Annotated in this window: 16 protein-coding genes and 1 tRNA gene; 7 read left to right on the top strand and 10 right to left on the bottom strand. The window is 72.3% G+C overall.

Annotation, left to right across the window (positions count from 1 at the left end):
- Window positions 1–96: 96 nt before the first annotated feature.
- On the top strand, window positions 97–1359 hold the full coding sequence (locus tag MSA03_RS04680) for a serine hydrolase domain-containing protein (RefSeq protein WP_147049838.1): 1263 nt from the start codon (window positions 97–99) through the stop codon (window positions 1357–1359).
- On the top strand, window positions 1356–2234 hold the full coding sequence (locus MSA03_RS04675; protein WP_147049837.1) for an EamA family transporter: 879 nt from the start codon (window positions 1356–1358) through the stop codon (window positions 2232–2234). Before MSA03_RS04680 ends, MSA03_RS04675 begins: the two co-directional genes overlap by 4 nt.
- A gap of 7 nt (window positions 2235–2241) precedes the next feature.
- On the opposite strand, the gene MSA03_RS04670 is transcribed toward MSA03_RS04675, so the two are convergent.
- Window positions 2242–3960, bottom strand: coding sequence for a long-chain-fatty-acid--CoA ligase (locus MSA03_RS04670; protein ID WP_147049836.1), 1719 nt, complete (start codon window positions 3958–3960; stop codon window positions 2242–2244).
- Window positions 3961–4544: 584 nt separating this feature from the next.
- Window positions 4545–4907 (bottom strand): VOC family protein, encoded by a 363-nt coding sequence (locus tag MSA03_RS04665; RefSeq protein WP_147049835.1) that lies wholly within the window; start codon window positions 4905–4907, stop codon window positions 4545–4547.
- Window positions 4908–4963: 56 nt separating this feature from the next.
- On the opposite strand from MSA03_RS04665, the gene MSA03_RS04660 reads away from it, so the two are divergent.
- Window positions 4964–5410 carry a MarR family winged helix-turn-helix transcriptional regulator gene (locus MSA03_RS04660; RefSeq protein WP_147049834.1) on the top strand — a complete coding sequence of 149 codons (447 nt, stop codon included), beginning with the start codon at window positions 4964–4966 and terminating at the stop codon, window positions 5408–5410.
- An 82-nt stretch (window positions 5411–5492) separates the two neighbouring features.
- On the top strand, window positions 5493–5720 hold the full coding sequence (locus tag MSA03_RS04655; protein WP_028496300.1) for an RNA-binding S4 domain-containing protein: 228 nt from the start codon (window positions 5493–5495) through the stop codon (window positions 5718–5720).
- Window positions 5721–5736: 16 nt separating this feature from the next.
- Here the strand turns inward: MSA03_RS04655 and MSA03_RS04650 are convergent.
- Window positions 5737–5810, bottom strand: a tRNA-Gly gene (locus tag MSA03_RS04650).
- A gap of 65 nt (window positions 5811–5875) precedes the next feature.
- Window positions 5876–6112 carry a hypothetical protein gene (locus MSA03_RS04645; protein ID WP_028496301.1) on the bottom strand — a complete coding sequence of 79 codons (237 nt, stop codon included), beginning with the start codon at window positions 6110–6112 and terminating at the stop codon, window positions 5876–5878.
- Window positions 6113–6164: 52 nt separating this feature from the next.
- Here MSA03_RS04645 and dcd point away from each other — a divergent pair, with 52 nt between their 5' ends.
- Window positions 6165–6770 (top strand): dCTP deaminase, encoded by a 606-nt coding sequence (gene dcd / locus MSA03_RS04640; protein WP_147049833.1) that lies wholly within the window; start codon window positions 6165–6167, stop codon window positions 6768–6770.
- Between the two features lie 165 nt (window positions 6771–6935).
- On the opposite strand, the gene MSA03_RS04635 is transcribed toward dcd, so the two are convergent.
- A complete protein-coding gene (locus tag MSA03_RS04635; RefSeq protein ID WP_244946320.1) occupies window positions 6936–7733 on the bottom strand; it encodes a MarR family winged helix-turn-helix transcriptional regulator in 798 nt (265 codons plus the stop codon).
- A 114-nt stretch (window positions 7734–7847) separates the two neighbouring features.
- Between MSA03_RS04635 and MSA03_RS04630 the strand changes: the two genes are divergently transcribed.
- Window positions 7848–8459, top strand: coding sequence for a MarR family winged helix-turn-helix transcriptional regulator (locus MSA03_RS04630; RefSeq protein WP_244946319.1), 612 nt, complete (start codon window positions 7848–7850; stop codon window positions 8457–8459).
- A 3-nt stretch (window positions 8460–8462) separates the two neighbouring features.
- On the opposite strand, the gene MSA03_RS04625 is transcribed toward MSA03_RS04630, so the two are convergent.
- Window positions 8463–9881, bottom strand: coding sequence for an MFS transporter (locus MSA03_RS04625; protein ID WP_174799845.1), 1419 nt, complete (start codon window positions 9879–9881; stop codon window positions 8463–8465).
- A gap of 52 nt (window positions 9882–9933) precedes the next feature.
- Entirely contained in the window at window positions 9934–10497 is a 564-nt protein-coding gene (locus tag MSA03_RS04620) for a GNAT family N-acetyltransferase (protein WP_244946318.1), read from the bottom strand.
- 88 nt (window positions 10498–10585) lie between these two features.
- Here MSA03_RS04620 and MSA03_RS04615 point away from each other — a divergent pair, with 88 nt between their 5' ends.
- Window positions 10586–11755 (top strand): hypothetical protein, encoded by a 1170-nt coding sequence (locus MSA03_RS04615; RefSeq protein WP_147049831.1) that lies wholly within the window; start codon window positions 10586–10588, stop codon window positions 11753–11755.
- Here MSA03_RS04615 and MSA03_RS04610 read toward each other — a convergent pair.
- Genes MSA03_RS04610 through MSA03_RS04605 form a run of 3 tightly spaced genes read right to left on the bottom strand, consistent with a single transcriptional unit; the run spans window position 11656 to window position 13816 of the window.
- Window positions 11656–12315 (bottom strand): signal peptidase I, encoded by a 660-nt coding sequence (locus MSA03_RS04610; protein ID WP_170245451.1) that lies wholly within the window; start codon window positions 12313–12315, stop codon window positions 11656–11658. The two genes, MSA03_RS04615 and MSA03_RS04610, sit on opposite strands and share 100 nt — an antisense overlap.
- On the bottom strand, window positions 12312–13238 hold the full coding sequence (locus tag MSA03_RS14315) for a fibronectin type III domain-containing protein (RefSeq protein WP_170245450.1): 927 nt from the start codon (window positions 13236–13238) through the stop codon (window positions 12312–12314). Before MSA03_RS14315 ends, MSA03_RS04610 begins: the two co-directional genes overlap by 4 nt.
- On the bottom strand, window positions 13235–13816 hold the full coding sequence (locus tag MSA03_RS04605; RefSeq protein WP_147049829.1) for a hypothetical protein: 582 nt from the start codon (window positions 13814–13816) through the stop codon (window positions 13235–13237). The genes MSA03_RS14315 and MSA03_RS04605 overlap by 4 nt, the downstream gene beginning before the upstream one ends.
- Window positions 13817–13860 lie beyond the last annotated feature (44 nt).

The following is a 13860-nucleotide window of genomic DNA, read 5'->3' as shown; positions in this document are numbered from 1 at the left end:
ACCCTACGCGGACGCTCCGTGTCAAGGGGGTGCCGGCGAAGAGGCCCGCCATGGCGGGTGTGTTCTAATCGAAGGGTGAACTCCGGGGGTGGACGAATGCTGCGCACACGTCGCTCTCGACGGCTCACGGCCCTGGCCGCCGCGGCTGTCCTCGCGCTGACGCTCACCGCCTGCGCACCGGAGGACGAGCCCGCCGTGGCGCTCCCGCAGCAGGTCGACGCGGCTCTTCCCGAGGCCACGCAGACCGAGCTGCGCGCCGCCGTCGAGCACGCGATGGCGGCGACCGCCTCCTCCGGCGCGATCGCGGCGGTGTGGGCGCCCTGGGCCGGCACCTGGGTCGCGGGGCTCGGCACGACCGCGGTCGACGGGGCCGAGGTCACGCCGGACATGACGTTCAAGGCCGGATCCGTCACGCGGGCGATGACCTGCGACGTGCTGTACGCCCTCGCCGCCGACGGCACCGTCGCGCTCGGCGACCCCGTCACGGAGTGGGTGTCCGGTGTGCCCGATCTCGGCGCGGTCACGCTCGAGCAGCTCTGCGACGGCACGAGCGGGCTCGCCGGGTACGGAGGCCGCATCTTCGGGCGATGGATCGCGAACCCCGAGCGGGTGTGGAGTCCGCGGGAGCTGCTCGCCTACGGGATGTCGGCCGGCCTCGCTTTCGAGCCCGGTTCGGCCTACCTCGACTCCGACACCGGGTACGTCCTGCTGGGCCTCGCCCTCGAGCGCGCCTCCGGCAAGCGGGCGGCCGAGCTGTTCCAGGAGTACGTCTTCGAACCGGTCGGCATGGCCGCCAGCTCGCTGCCCGCCGGCTCGCCCGCGGATGCGTCGACGCTCCCCGGACACCGGTCCGGCGATGCGAACGGCGCGGTCGACTGCGCGACGCCGCCGCTGGATCTGACGGGCCTCTCCGCGTCGGCCGGCTTCACCGCCGACGGCGTCCTGACGAACGTCACCGACCTCGGCCGCTACGTGCAGTCGCTGGCCACCGGCGCACGCTCGTACGATGTCGACGCGCGCTTCGAGGAGCCCCGCGCGCCCGGCGCCGAAGCTCCCTCCTGGTTCACAGTGGACGGCGGCACCTACCAGGCCGGGTCGCTCGTCGGCCAGTACGGGTCGTTCCCCGGCTATCTCACGGCGGCCTTCGCCGACCGGCAGACCGGCATGGCCGTCGTCGTCGTGCTGAACAACTCGCGCGGATCCGCCGACGCCGTCCGCGCCACGGCCTGGCAGCTGGCTGCGATCGCCTCGAAGGCGCCGGCGGCTGCCGGTCAGGCGGCTCCCGAGGCGGGCCTGCCGTGGACGGCGGAGAGCGTCCTCCCGGACATCGACAACGCCACCGTCTGCCCCGCGTCGTGACCGCACGTGCGGGCGCGGCTCCGGCCGTCGCGCTCGTCGTGGCGGGGCTCGCCTGCCAGGAGGTGGGCGCGTCGCTCGCCTACCTGCTCTTCCCCCAGGTCGGCCCCCTCGGCATGGTGATGCTGCGACTGGTGTTCTCGGCGCTCGTGCTGCTGGCCATCGCCCGCCCCAGATTGCGCGGCCACACGTCGCGCGACTGGCTGAGCGTCGTCTGGTTCGGTGTCGTGCTGGCCGTCATGAACGGCTTGTTCTACCTCGCGCTGGAGCGCCTGACGCTCGGCGTCACCGTCACGATCGAGGTGCTGGGCCCGCTCGTCCTGTCGATCGTCGCGAGCCGTCGCGCGTCGGCATGGCTGTGGGCCGCGCTCGCCTTCGCGGGCGTCGTGGCGCTCGGCGGCGGCGGCGGGTGGGATCGACTCGATCCGGTCGGCGTCGTCTTCGCGCTGGGCGCGGCGGCCAGCTGGGCGCTGTACATCCTCGCCTCCGCCCGGGTCGGCGCCGCGTTCCCCAAGCTCGACGGCCTCGCCCTCGCGATGACCGCGGGCGCGCTGATCTCCCTGCCGTTCGGCATCGTCAGCGCCGGCGGAGCGCTGCTGCGCCCGGAGCTTCTCGCCATCGGCGCCGCCGTCGCGGTGCTCTCCTCGACCATCCCGTACGCGTTCGAGCTGATCGCGCTGCGGCGCCTGCCGGCATCCGCCTTCGCGATCCTCATGAGCCTCGCGCCGGCGACGGCCTGCCTCGCCGGCTTCCTGCTGCTCGGCCAGCGCCTCACGACGCTCGAGCTCGCCGGCATCGCGCTCGTGATCGTCGCCTCGATCGGCGCCGTGCGCGCGGCCGGTCGCCGTGCGCGGGAAGCGGTCGAACCCGTCGCCTGACGCCGGGTCAGTCCTCCGCGGGGGCCGCGCGGACGGCGCCGCGGTCGGCGATGAGCGTGTCCCGTACGCGTCGGCGCAGCACCTTGCCGATGAGCGACTTCGGCAGCTCCTCCCACACGCGGTACGAGGTCGGCCGCTTGTACTCGGCCAGCTGTTCGCGGGCGACCTCGCGGGCGGCATCCTCGTCGAAGGTCGCGCCGGGCTCCAGCACGACGACCGCGGTCACGATCTCCGCGCCGCCGCCGCGCGGGATGCCGACGACCGCGGCCTCGGCGATGCCTGGCACGCCCGTCAGCACCTTCTCCACCTCGGTCGGGGCGACGTTGAAGCCGCCCGTGATGATGATCTCCTTCTTGCGGTCGACGACCGTGACGAACCCGTCCTCGTCCTGCATGACGAGGTCGCCGGTGCGCAGCCAGCCGCCCTCGAGCAGCGTCTGCGCCGTCTCCTCCGGGCGGTTCCAGTAGCCCTGGAAGACCTGCGGGCCCTTGATGAGCAGTTCGCCGGTCTCGCCGAGCTCGACCTCGCGGGTCGGCTCGTTCGGCTCGACGACGCGGATGTCGGTGGAGGGGAACGGGATGCCGATGGCCCCGATCTTGCGGGTGTCGGTGAACGGGTTGGCGAGGGCGACAGGGCTCGTCTCGGTGAGGCCGTACCCCTCATTGAGCATGCTGCCGGCCTGGTCCTCCCAGCGCTTGACGATCGCCGGGGTCAGGGTCATCGCGCCGGAGATCGAGTAGACGACGTCGCTGAGGTCGAGCTTGCCCTCCTTCGCGACCCGCGCGAGACGGTCGAACATGGGCGGGACGGCGGGGATGAACGTCGGCGGCAGCTTCTTCGCCGCCTGCGAGACGAGCTCGGGGTCGAACGTCGGGAAGAGCACGGCGTTCGATCCGGTCTCCACGGCGTAGATGACCGACAGCAGCAGCCCGAAGGAGTGGAACATCGGCAGCAGCCCGTAGATGCGGCCCTCGCCGTGACGGAACTGCGGCATCCACGCGGCCCCCTGGCGGGCGTTCGCCCACAGGTTCCCGTGGGTGATCATGGCGCCCTTGGGGGTGCCGGTCGTACCTGACGTGTACTGCAGGCACGCGACGTCGGACACCGTCGGCCGCGGGAACGCGGCATCCAGCGGAGCGGACTTCTCCAGTCGCGCGAACGGGACCGTCCCGGCCGCGGGCGCCGTGAGCTTCGCGCGGGATTCGCGGGCCTTCGCGATCGGCAGGCTCAGCGCCAGCCGGGTCGGCAGCGGCATGGCGCGCGTGACGTCGACGGAGACGACCTGGCGGATGCCGACATCCTTCGGCAGGTTCTGGATGACGGGCGCGACCTTGTCCCACGCGATCGCGTACTGCGCGCCGTGGTCGCGGAACTGCACCTCGAGCTCGTCCCGCGTGTACAGCGGGTTGTGCTCCACGACGATCGCTCCGAGGCGCAGCACGGCGTAGAACGCGATGAGGTGCTGCGGGGCGTTGGGCATCACGAGCGCGACGCGGTCGCCGGGCCGGACGCCGAGGTCGTACAGGCCCTGCGCCACGCGGGCGACCCGGTCGACGGCATCCCGGTAGGTGAGGCTCTTGCCGAAGAACGTGACCGCGGGGCGCTCGCCGTACTGCGCGACGCGCTCGTCGAGGAGGTCGGAGAGCGAGCCCGTCGCCGGCTCGATGTCGATCGGCGTGCCCTCGGCGTAGAAGCGGTTCCAGGCGCGCGTCTCGTTCAGTTGCATGGAGTCAAGATTACGGGGCGGGGCGGCGGGGGATGTGGGACGCGGCGGCGGGGTCGGGCGGGGCGTGGGGTGGGCGTGGTGCGGCGTTGCTCGGCCGCGCCACGTGGTGGCTCACGGGGCATCGCACCCGCACATCGGCGCGGATGAACCTTCGGGGTTGGACCCGCAGCGCGCCGGGCCGGGCGGGCGTGGCCTTCGCCCGTGGCATCCTGCGGGTCGCCCGCGGCCTCACCCGCACTTCGCCGCGGATGAACCTTCGGGGTTGCGCTCACAGCGCGCCGGGCCGGGCGGGTGGCCTTCGCCCGCGGCATCCTGCGGGTGTCGGCCGGACTCACCCGCACTTCGGCGCGGATGAACCCCCGGGGCCCGATTCACCCGCGCCGAATGGCGGGTCACGGGGCGACGCACCCGCACATTGGCGCGGGTGAACGCCTCGCGCGCTCGCAGCGCACCGGGCCGCGCCGAGGAGGCTGGCCTTCGCCCGCGGCATCCTGTGGGTGTCGCCCGGCCTCCCCCGCACTTCGGCGCGGATGAACGGCGCGGGCCGGCTCGGCAGGTCGGCGAGGGCGCCCGGGCAGGGTCGCTCACGCCCGATCGTGCAGGGTGATGGCGTAGCCGTCCGGGTCGAGGAACGTGAATGTGCTCCCGAACGGGCCGTCGATCGGCGCCGCGGCGATGGTGACCCCGTCGGCGACCATCGCGTCATGGATCGCCATCGTGTCGTCGGCGTGCATCCAGACGCCGATGCCATGACCCAGCGGACCGGCATCGAGATCGACGCCGGGAAGGGGCGGGCGCACCGCGAAGACCGCCGGGGAGGTCGCGAAGACGACTGCCTGGGGCGGTCCCGCCTGCCGCACGAAGCCGAGGTATCGCTCGTAGAACGCCGCCGCCCGTGAGACGTCGAGCACCTGCAGGGAGATGAAACCGGGGCCGGAAACGGTCATGTAAAACTCCTATCTATGTCAGCTAACTGACATTGAATGTATGTCAAGATGCTGACATGGCTCAGGATGCGCAACGGATCGACCTCGCGGCATCGCCGGGCTACCTCCTGAAAGTGGCGTCCACGGCGCTGCGGGCAGCGATGGAGGAGGTGCTGCATCCGCTCGGGATGACGATCACGCACTACTCCTGCCTCGAGCTGCTGGCGCAGCGTCCCGGCCTCTCCAACTCCGAGCTCGCCCGCGGCGCGTTCGTCACGAGGCAGTCGATGAACGTGCTGCTTCAGGGGCTGCAGCGCGACGGGCTCGTGACGCGCCCGGAGCAACCCGCCGCGGGGCGGGCGCTCCCGACCGAGCTCACTGCCGCCGGCCGACGCCAGCTCGACACAGCCAGCGCCGCCGTGCGGGCGGTGGAGGACCGCATGGTTGCGGACCTCAGCCTCGGGGACCGGGCCCGTCTCATCGATCTGCTGGGGCGCTGCGCCTCCTCGCTGACGCAGAGCTGAGCCAGGGCGTCACGTCGCCGGTGGCGACGACCGTCCTCAGCGGAGCGGGTGCCGCGGGTGCCAGGTCGGATAGCATTCCGACATGGCCAACCCGACCCCCATCGAAGACGTGTCGATCGGGGGCGAGGCCATCCGCCTCGGGCAGTTCATGAAGTTCGCCGGGCTCCTCGACTCCGGTGGCGACGTGAAGGAAGCCATCATCGACGGCTACGTCACCGTGAACGGCGAGGTCGATCGCCGTCGCGGACGGCAACTGCAGCTCGGCGACGTGGTCGGCCACGAGGGGCGCCGAGTACGCGTCTGCCCGTGAGGGTCGAGCGGTGAGGTGGAGGGGCTGACGGGAATCGAACCCGCGCTATCTGCTTGGGAAGCAGAAGTTCTGCCATTGAACTACAGCCCCGTGCGCTGTGCGCCGGTCCAGACTACCCTGCCCGAACCGGAGCGCCAACGCGGCCCCAAGGAAGCTCAGCCGGGCGAGCCGGGGTAGCGGCCCGGAGGCACCTGGATGCCGGGCCGGTATGCGGGTGCGAACTGCTGTCCGGTCTCCCGCATCGCGAGCACCACGCCGTTCTTCACCGCCGTCCGCATGATGAGGTACCCGACCCACAGCATGAGCGCCACGACGGCCAGATAGATGACGAGCATGAGGATGAAGAAGCCGACGCCGAATCCAGCGGCCAGCCCTGAGTAGTCGTTGTCCATGACCGAACGATATCGGCGCGGACGTCCCGCACCGCCGCACTACGCTGGGCACGTGCTGCTCAGTGATCGAGACATCCGCGCCGAGATCGACGGAGGCCGCGTCGGCCTCGCCCCGTGGGATCCGGCGATGGTCCAGCCGTCCAGCGTCGACGTGCGCCTGGACCGCTACTTCCGCCTCTTCGACAACCACAAGTACCCGTTCATCGATCCCGCCGAGGACCAGCCCGACCTGACGCATCTCATCGAGGTCGCCCCGGACGAGCCGTTCATCCTGCACCCGGGCGAATTCGTCCTGGGCTCGACGTTCGAACAGGTCACGCTCCCGGATGACGTCGCCGCGCGGCTCGAGGGCAAGTCGTCGCTCGGTCGCCTGGGCCTGCTGACCCACTCGACCGCCGGCTTCATCGACCCGGGCTTCTCGGGGCACGTCACCCTCGAGCTCTCCAACGTCGCGACCCTTCCGATCAAGCTGTGGCCCGGCATGAAGATCGGGCAGCTGTGCTTCTTCCGCCTGTCGTCGGCGACCGAGTCGCCATACGGCTCGGGCCCCTATGGCAACCGGTACCAGGGGCAGCGCGGGCCGACGGCATCCCGGTCGTTCCAGAACTTCCACCGCACCGACGTGGGCTCGACCGACGCGGGCGCCTCCGGCCGCTGACGCCGGCGACCGCGCGGCGGATTTCGTCCGCGACATCGCCGCCACGACAGGTGGATGCCGGCTGACGGCCACGATCTCCGCCGTTCGGCGCGGCCGCGCGGCAGAGGAACGGCAAAGCGCCCGTCTCCGCGGGGAGACGGGCGCCGTCCGACAGGATGCCGAGGCTCAGGCGTCGCGGCGGCTCTCACCGCGCGTGAAGCCGGCCTGGAAGCCGCGCGCGTACGCGTCCTCCGCCATCCGGTGACCCGGGTGGTCGCGGTGGCCGCGCCCGCCGTAGGCGAATTCGCCGCCGAAACCGCGCCCGCGGTGGCCGCAGTCACCGTGCCCGCGGTGGCCGTCCCGACCGCGCCCGCCGGGCCCGAAGCCGCGCCGGTCGCCATTCTCCGCGTCCGAGTCCGACTCGCGCCCGAAACCCGGCCCGACGTCGTGTCCTTGGCCGAAGCCGGGGCGCCCGAAGCCGTGTCCGGCCCCAAAACCGCGTCCCTGCCCGAAGCCCCGCCGCCGGCCGAAGCCGCGGCCGCCGGGCATCCGCTCCGCGCCGTCCCAGCCGAGTCCGCGCGCGATCGCCTCGAGCGAGGCGACGCTCGTCGCGAAGTCGTCGTCGGAGACCGTGGCGGCCACCTTCGAACGGATGCCGTCGACGAGCGCGCCGAGGCGCTCCTTCGCGGCACGTCCCTCGTCGGTGAGCGCCCAGCCGGCATCCGTCGGGGTGACCCATCCGCGCTCGGCGAGCGTCCGCAGCTTCTTGCCGCGAAGTCGCTCGAGCGCCTCGGGCGCCTCGACGTCACCGTCGATCAGGGTGAGGATGCGCCAGTCGCGGCGCGTGACGCCCTCCGCGGCGAACGCCGCCTCGAACTCGCGCTCGAGAAGTCGGTCGACCGTGCGCAGCCAGAAGCCGAGCGGACGGGAAGGGCGGCCAGCGCCCTCATCGGTGTTGTCCGTGTTGTCCATGTCGTTGTCCATGGGAAGTCCTTTCATTGGCGGCGGCCTATCCGCCGCAGATGCATGTCATCTCGCATGCATATGTAGGATGACATGCATTCGGGTCGCATGTCAAGGTGCATGTAAATTCGGAGGATGACCGATTCCGAACCCGAACCCGCCGAGCTCGACGCGATCATGGCCGCCCTCGCGCTCGTGCGCGGGCGCGGGCGGGGTCCCGGCGGGTTCGGACCGCGTGGCCCCGGCTTCGGACCGGACGGCTCGGGATCGTCCCGTGGCCGGGGCGGACCGTTCGGTCCCGGCGGCCCCTTCGGCGGCGGCCCGGACGGCCACCGCGGCCATGGCCCGTGGAATCACGGCGGACCGCACGGCGCGCAGCACGAGTGGCTCGCCGCGGGGCCGCGCCTCGGCGGCCCGGCACGCCTCCGCCTCCTCGACGCGCTCGCCGCGGCATCCCACCCGCTCTCGGTCAGCGAGGTCGGGGAGGCGATCGGTGTCGATCAACCGCGCGCGTCGCGCCTGATCCAGCAGGCCGTCGATCTCGGGCTGGTCCGCCGGGAGGCAGACCCCGACGACGCCCGGCGTACGCGCGTCGCGCTGACCGCGCAGGGCACCGCACTCGCGCAGGGCTTCCGCGGCCAGCGCCGCGAGCACCTGACCCACGCGCTCGCCGACTTCACCCCCGAGGAGCGGACCGAGCTCGCCCGGCTGCTCACCAAGCTCGCCGCGGCGTGGCCGCAGCGCTGACGGCTACAGGCGGACGTGCGGGGGCAGCTTCACGAACAGGAGCATGACGAGGCCCACGGCCAGCACGATCGCGATGCCGAGGATGCCCCAGTACGTGGCGCCGAACCAGACGATGAAGAGCGTCCAGAGCAGGGGCGAGATGAAGCTCGCGACGCGACCCGTCGTCGCGTACAGGCCGAAGATCTCGCCCTGCATCCCCGGCGGCGTGACGCGCGCCAGCAGTGAACGGGACGCCGCCTGCGCGGGTCCGACGAAGGCGCAGAGGATGAGTCCGCCGACCCAGAACGGAAGCTTCCCGGCGTCGTGCAGCAGGAAGACCGCGACGGCGATGACGATGAGGCCGGTGAGCGAGGCGACGATGACGGCGCGGGCGCCGAAGCGGTCGTCGAAGCGCCCGGCGATGATCGTCGAGACCCCGGCGACGAGGTTCGCGACGATGCCGAAGATCATCACCTCGTTGGGGGAGAAGCCGAAGGCGACGGCGGCGAGCACCCCGCCGAACGCGAAGACGCCGGCGAGGCCGTCGCGGTACACCGCGCTCGCCGCGAGGAACCAGAACGTCGGGCGGTGGTCGCGGAAGAGCGCCGCGATGTTGCGGACGAGCTCGACGTAGGCGCGGAAGAACCCGACCCGCTCGGCGCCCTCGCGCGCGGGCGGCTCGGGGACGTTCCGGAACAGCGGGATCGCGAACACGATCGTCCAGACGGCGCAGCCGACCGCGATGACGCGGTACGCCATCCCGTTCGAGGTGTCCATGCCGAACCAGTCCGCGAAGGTCAGCGCGACGACGATCCCGAGCGCGAGGATGCCGCCGATGTACCCGAGCCCCCACCCGAGCCCGCTCACCCGTCCGACGGTGCGCGGGGTGGAGACGCTGACGAGCAGGGCGTTGTAGTTGACGCCGGCGATCTCCGACACGACGGCGCCCAGGGAGACCAGGATGGCGCCGAACCAGAAGAACGCGGGGTCGGCGAAGACGAAGAACAGGCTGAACTGCACGAGGGCGAGCAGCACGGTCGCCACGAGCAGCCAGCGCTTCTTCCGGCCGGCGCGGTCGGCTGTCTGGCCGAGGACGGGCGCGATCAGCAGGATGACGATGCCCGCGAGGAACGAGACGAGCCCGTACCCGCTGCTCAGGTCGGCCAGCGCGCGCTCCTTGACCGGGTCGGAGGCGTCGAGCGCGGCGATGTCCGCCGGCAGGAAGCTGTCCGAGACGAGGTACAGCGAGACGAAGACGAACGTGAGGATGACGGAGTTGAACGGCTGCGCCGCCCAGTCCCACATCGCCCACGACCGCACCTGCCGCTTCGGCACGACCCGGTCGGGGGCGGAGTCCTGGAACACCTCGCCGATAGCGCCCAGCGCACGGGTGTCGGCGGGGGCGGGTGGGGTGGGGCTGGGGCGCGAAGTCGGGTTCGTCACGCGGTCATCCTTCGGGAGAGGGTGGGCCGCAGCGGCGCGGCGCGTGCCCAGGTTATCTGCGAGCCGCCCATTCGCGTTCCAGGATCGCGTGATGGCCCGTGTCGGTCCACTCGCCCTTGAGCCACATGTGCTCGCGGAAGAGCCCTTCCTCGCGCATCCCGAGGCGGGTGCAGAGGGCGACGGATGCCGTGTTGCGAGGGTCGAGTTCCGCGTAGACGCGGTGCAGCCCGAGCTCACCGAAGCAGAGGTCCAGCAGCACGGTCGCCGCCTCCTGCGCGTAGCCGTGCCCCTGGTGCTCCGGCAGCAGGATCCACCCGATCTCCGCCGTCCGGTCCTCGACGCTGTGCAGCTCGAGGTACATCGTGCCGAGGAAGCGACCCTCGCGGTCGCGGATGGCCGGCTGCAGGTAGTCACCGGCGTTCTCCAGGCGCAGGGCGCCGGCATCCCGCGCCAGCACGTCCACGACCTGGTCGCGGGAACGCGGCTCATAGAGCAGGTACCGGCACACGTCCGGATCGGACTGCATCGCGTACAGCGGGTCGAGGTCGCTCTGCCGCAGCGCCGTCAAGCGCACGCGCTCGCCGTCGAGCGGCCGGAAATCCCAGGGGAGAGCCACGGCATCCATCTTGCGCCACGTGAGGACCTGAGTCTCTCCCGCCGGCGCGGGGAACCGACAGAATGGGAGTCCCCGTCGTCTGGTTCCGATGCCCACTTCCCCCCGCATCCGGCCGGTGCGCTCCAGCTCCGCGCCCACCCGCTCGATCGCGCGCGCCCTGGCGATGGTCGCGGCGTTCGCCGTGCTGCTCGGCGTCTTCCAGATCGCGCTCGCCCGCCCGGACGGCCCGGGGCTCGCGACGATGTGCGCGCTGACGGCTGCGTTCTGGCTGTACGTCGGCGTCGGGGTGCTCGCCTGGCAGCGTCGCCCCAGCAACCCGATGGGGTTCCTGCTCGTCTGGGCAGGATTGATGCTCTACCTCGGCACCGTCGCGAACACGGGAATCCCGGTGCTCGTAGGGCTCGGCGCCGTGTGCGCGACCCTCGCGCTGCCGGCGGTCCTGCATCTCCTGCTGGCGTTCCCGAGCGGGCGGCTGGCGCCGGGCGCGGCGCGTGCGATCGTCGTCGTCGCCTACCTCAACTCGACCGTCGTCCAGGCGCCGCTGTACCTGTGCGATCCGGACGGACCGTTCCCGCTCTTCGCCGTCGTCGACGCCCCGGCCCTGGTCGGGGCCGCGCGGGCGCTCCAGATCGGCGCCGGCGCGATCGTGACGGCGGCGACCGCGGTCATCCTCGTCCGGCGCCTGCGCGCCGCGGACGCGGGGCACCGACGCGTCCTCGTCCCGCTGTTCTCCTACGGGGTGCTCGCCGTCATCCTGATCCAGGCGACCGGCTACCTGCTCAAGGGGCTGCTCGGGGTCGACCCGCTGGTCGCCTTCCACATCCAGCTCGCCGTCGTGAGCGGGGTGCCGGTGGCCTTCGGCCTGGGCATGCTCCGCGGCGGGTTCGCTCGCGTCGGCGAGGTCGAGGAGCTCGGGACATGGCTGGGCTCGGCGCCGGCGACCCGGGCCTCCCTCGTGACGGCCCTGTCTCGCACGCTCGGCGACCCGAGCCTGTCGCTCGCGTTCTGGGCCGAGACGACGGGGGAGTACGTCGACGCGGAGGGTGCGCCGGTTCCCGGGCCGGCGGCGCACCGCGGCTGGCTCAGGATGCCGACGTGCATCGGCGCGTGCAGGCCGTCGTCAAATACCTCGAGCGGTCCTGATCCGGCGCAGGTGCGTCACCGGGGCGAGGTCGCCTCGCCGGCGGCCTCGGCTGCGTCGGCTGCCCGCCGCCGGGCGCGCTCGCGCGCGGCCTGGACGACTTCGAACACCGCATAGAGGAACAGACCGCCGGCGGAGATCGCGAGGACCAGCGTGCGGTTCGCGCCGGTGAGCAGGCTGTTCACCCAGCCGAGCAGCGGGAAGCTGTACCAGATGGTGCCGCGGATCTGCACGGCGCGGACAGGGTCGGCATCCGGTTCGGTGTTGTTGTCGCCCTGCGTGATGAAGGTCAGCTCGCCGTCTGTGTAGGTCTTCGAGATGACGCGGTGGCTCACCACGGCGGCCTCGCCGGAGCGGATCTGGTAGGTCACGACGTCGCCGATGGCGATCTCGTCGGCCGGTGTCGGCTTGACGACGACGAGGGTGCCCGGGGGGAGCGTGGGCTCCATCGACTGGGTGAGCACCGTCATCGCGCTGCCGCCGACGAGGGCGGGGAGGGCGACGACGGCGACCGCGACGGCGAGGAGAAGGACGAGCAGGCCGCTGCTCAGGCCCACGCCGAGGTAGTGGAGCAGACCGTGCTCGCCCTCGGTGCGGATGCGGGCTTCTTCGCGGTGCGCGCGACGCGTGGCGGTCGGCAGCGTGACGGTGGGGAAGGATGCGGTGGCGGTGGTCATGATGCGCACTCCAGTGTGGGGGTGATGCCGAGCCCGAAGATGCTGCTGCGTTCGAGGGTGACGGGCGCGCTGGGCTCGGCGCTCGTACCGTAGGCGGACTCCCGGGCCTCCACCGCGAACTGGTAGACGCCCTTGGGGTTGATGTCGCGGGCGTTGAGCGTGACGGCCGTCGTCGTGGACGTGCCGAGTTCGCGGTTCGTCTCGACGTCGTAGATGCGATAGGAGACGGTCGACCCCGGCGCAGTGTTCGCCGGAGCGTTCCATCGGAGAGTGACGGAGGTCCGGAAGAAGGAGTCCGTGCAGGTCACCGCGCCGATCCCCCCGAGGCGGTAGACGCTCTGGGTCAGTGGGGCGGCGGTCGAGGTGGCCTTCCAGTTCGCGCCGACCGCGCCGGTGGCGGTGAAGGTCGCGGTGACGCTCTGACCCTGCAGGGCAGCATTGCTGCTTCCCGCGTCGGTGCCTGCGATCTTGGTGGCCACGCACACTGTGACGGATGCGCCGGCCGCCAGGTTCTGCGCGGCGGCGGGCAGCGCCGGCGTCGGGTTGGCGAGCGTCGTGGTCACCACTCCCGACGTGGGGGCGGCGGCGCCGCACGTGCCCGTCCACAGCGACAGCGTCGTCTTCTGGGCGAGGGCGCTGCTGCTGCCCGTGGCGAGCTGCGTCGTCAGGGTGTAGGTGAGCGGTGTCGTGCCCGTGTTCGCGAGGACGAGGGTTCCGCCGACCGGCGACGACGAGGTGCCGGCGTACGCGTACGTGGTCGTGAGAGAGCCGGCCTGCGTGAGTGTCGTCGCGGCCGTCGCGGAGGATGCCGTGGCCGAGACGGAGGCGGCGGCGGTCCAGGTCGCCACTGCGGCGCCCGACCCGCCGAGCACCGCGAGGGTGACCAGCGCGGCGACGGGGCCGAGGTGGCGGCGACGGATCATGGCTGGACCTGCGTTCCGGAGACGGTGAGGGTGAGGGGGGATGCGGCGGCGCCGGCTGCGGCGGCGGGTGCGCTGTCGGGGAGGCCGAGGCCGATGCAGACGAGTGCGGACGCGCCGGGGGAGAGGGTGCCGCCGAGGGCGCGGGTCGTGCCGATCGTCGCGGTGACGGGGGCGGTGACCCGGCCGGCTGCGCAGTCCGCCGCCGACGCGGCGGTGCCCGCCGTGACGACGAGTGCCGAGGTGAAGGCGGTGGCGGTGGCCGTGGAGGTGATGCTGAGGCTCAGCGGCGTGGTGCCGGTGTTGCGGACCGTCGTGGCCGCGTAGACCGTGCGGCCCGGGTAGAGGCCGGTGGCGGCGAGCTGGGGGTTCGTGACCGTGAGGCCCGCCGACCCGGCGCGGAGCGTGGTGGCGCTCGACGCCGGGGCGGCGACCGACCAGGCGGCGTATGTGGCGCCGCCGGCGGTGATCCCCAGCACGATCGTGGCCGCGGTCCCCACCACGGCCAGGAGGATCCGGCGCGGAGCCGACGCAGCCCGCTGCGCGCGCCGTGCGGCGTGGCGGTCGGTGCGTCGGGACATCAGGATCCTCGGTTCGAAGCTTCGGGGGCCGGAAGGGCCCGCCG

The organism is Microbacterium saccharophilum (assembly GCF_007992455.1).
Taxonomy (GTDB): Bacteria; Actinomycetota; Actinomycetes; order Actinomycetales; family Microbacteriaceae; genus Microbacterium; species Microbacterium saccharophilum.
This window is presented reverse-complemented; position numbering and strand designations above follow the sequence as displayed.

Coding starts and splice junctions, on each gene's coding strand:
- MSA03_RS04680 (WP_147049838.1), top strand. CDS start 97: ATGCTGCGCACACGTCGCTCTCGACGGCTCACGGCCCTGGCCGCCGCG.
- MSA03_RS04670 (WP_147049836.1), bottom strand. CDS start 3,960: ATGCAACTGAACGAGACGCGCGCCTGGAACCGCTTCTACGCCGAGGGC.
- MSA03_RS04665 (WP_147049835.1), bottom strand. CDS start 4,907: ATGACCGTTTCCGGCCCCGGTTTCATCTCCCTGCAGGTGCTCGACGTC.
- MSA03_RS04660 (WP_147049834.1), top strand. CDS start 4,964: ATGGCTCAGGATGCGCAACGGATCGACCTCGCGGCATCGCCGGGCTAC.
- MSA03_RS04655 (WP_028496300.1), top strand. CDS start 5,493: ATGGCCAACCCGACCCCCATCGAAGACGTGTCGATCGGGGGCGAGGCC.
- MSA03_RS04645 (WP_028496301.1), bottom strand. CDS start 6,112: ATGGACAACGACTACTCAGGGCTGGCCGCTGGATTCGGCGTCGGCTTC.
- MSA03_RS04635 (WP_244946320.1), bottom strand. CDS start 7,733: ATGGACAACGACATGGACAACACGGACAACACCGATGAGGGCGCTGGC.
- MSA03_RS04630 (WP_244946319.1), top strand. CDS start 7,848: ATGACCGATTCCGAACCCGAACCCGCCGAGCTCGACGCGATCATGGCC.
- MSA03_RS04615 (WP_147049831.1), top strand. CDS start 10,586: ATGCCCACTTCCCCCCGCATCCGGCCGGTGCGCTCCAGCTCCGCGCCC.
- MSA03_RS04610 (WP_170245451.1), bottom strand. CDS start 12,315: ATGACCACCGCCACCGCATCCTTCCCCACCGTCACGCTGCCGACCGCC.
- MSA03_RS14315 (WP_170245450.1), bottom strand. CDS start 13,238: ATGATCCGTCGCCGCCACCTCGGCCCCGTCGCCGCGCTGGTCACCCTC.
- MSA03_RS04605 (WP_147049829.1), bottom strand. CDS start 13,816: ATGTCCCGACGCACCGACCGCCACGCCGCACGGCGCGCGCAGCGGGCT.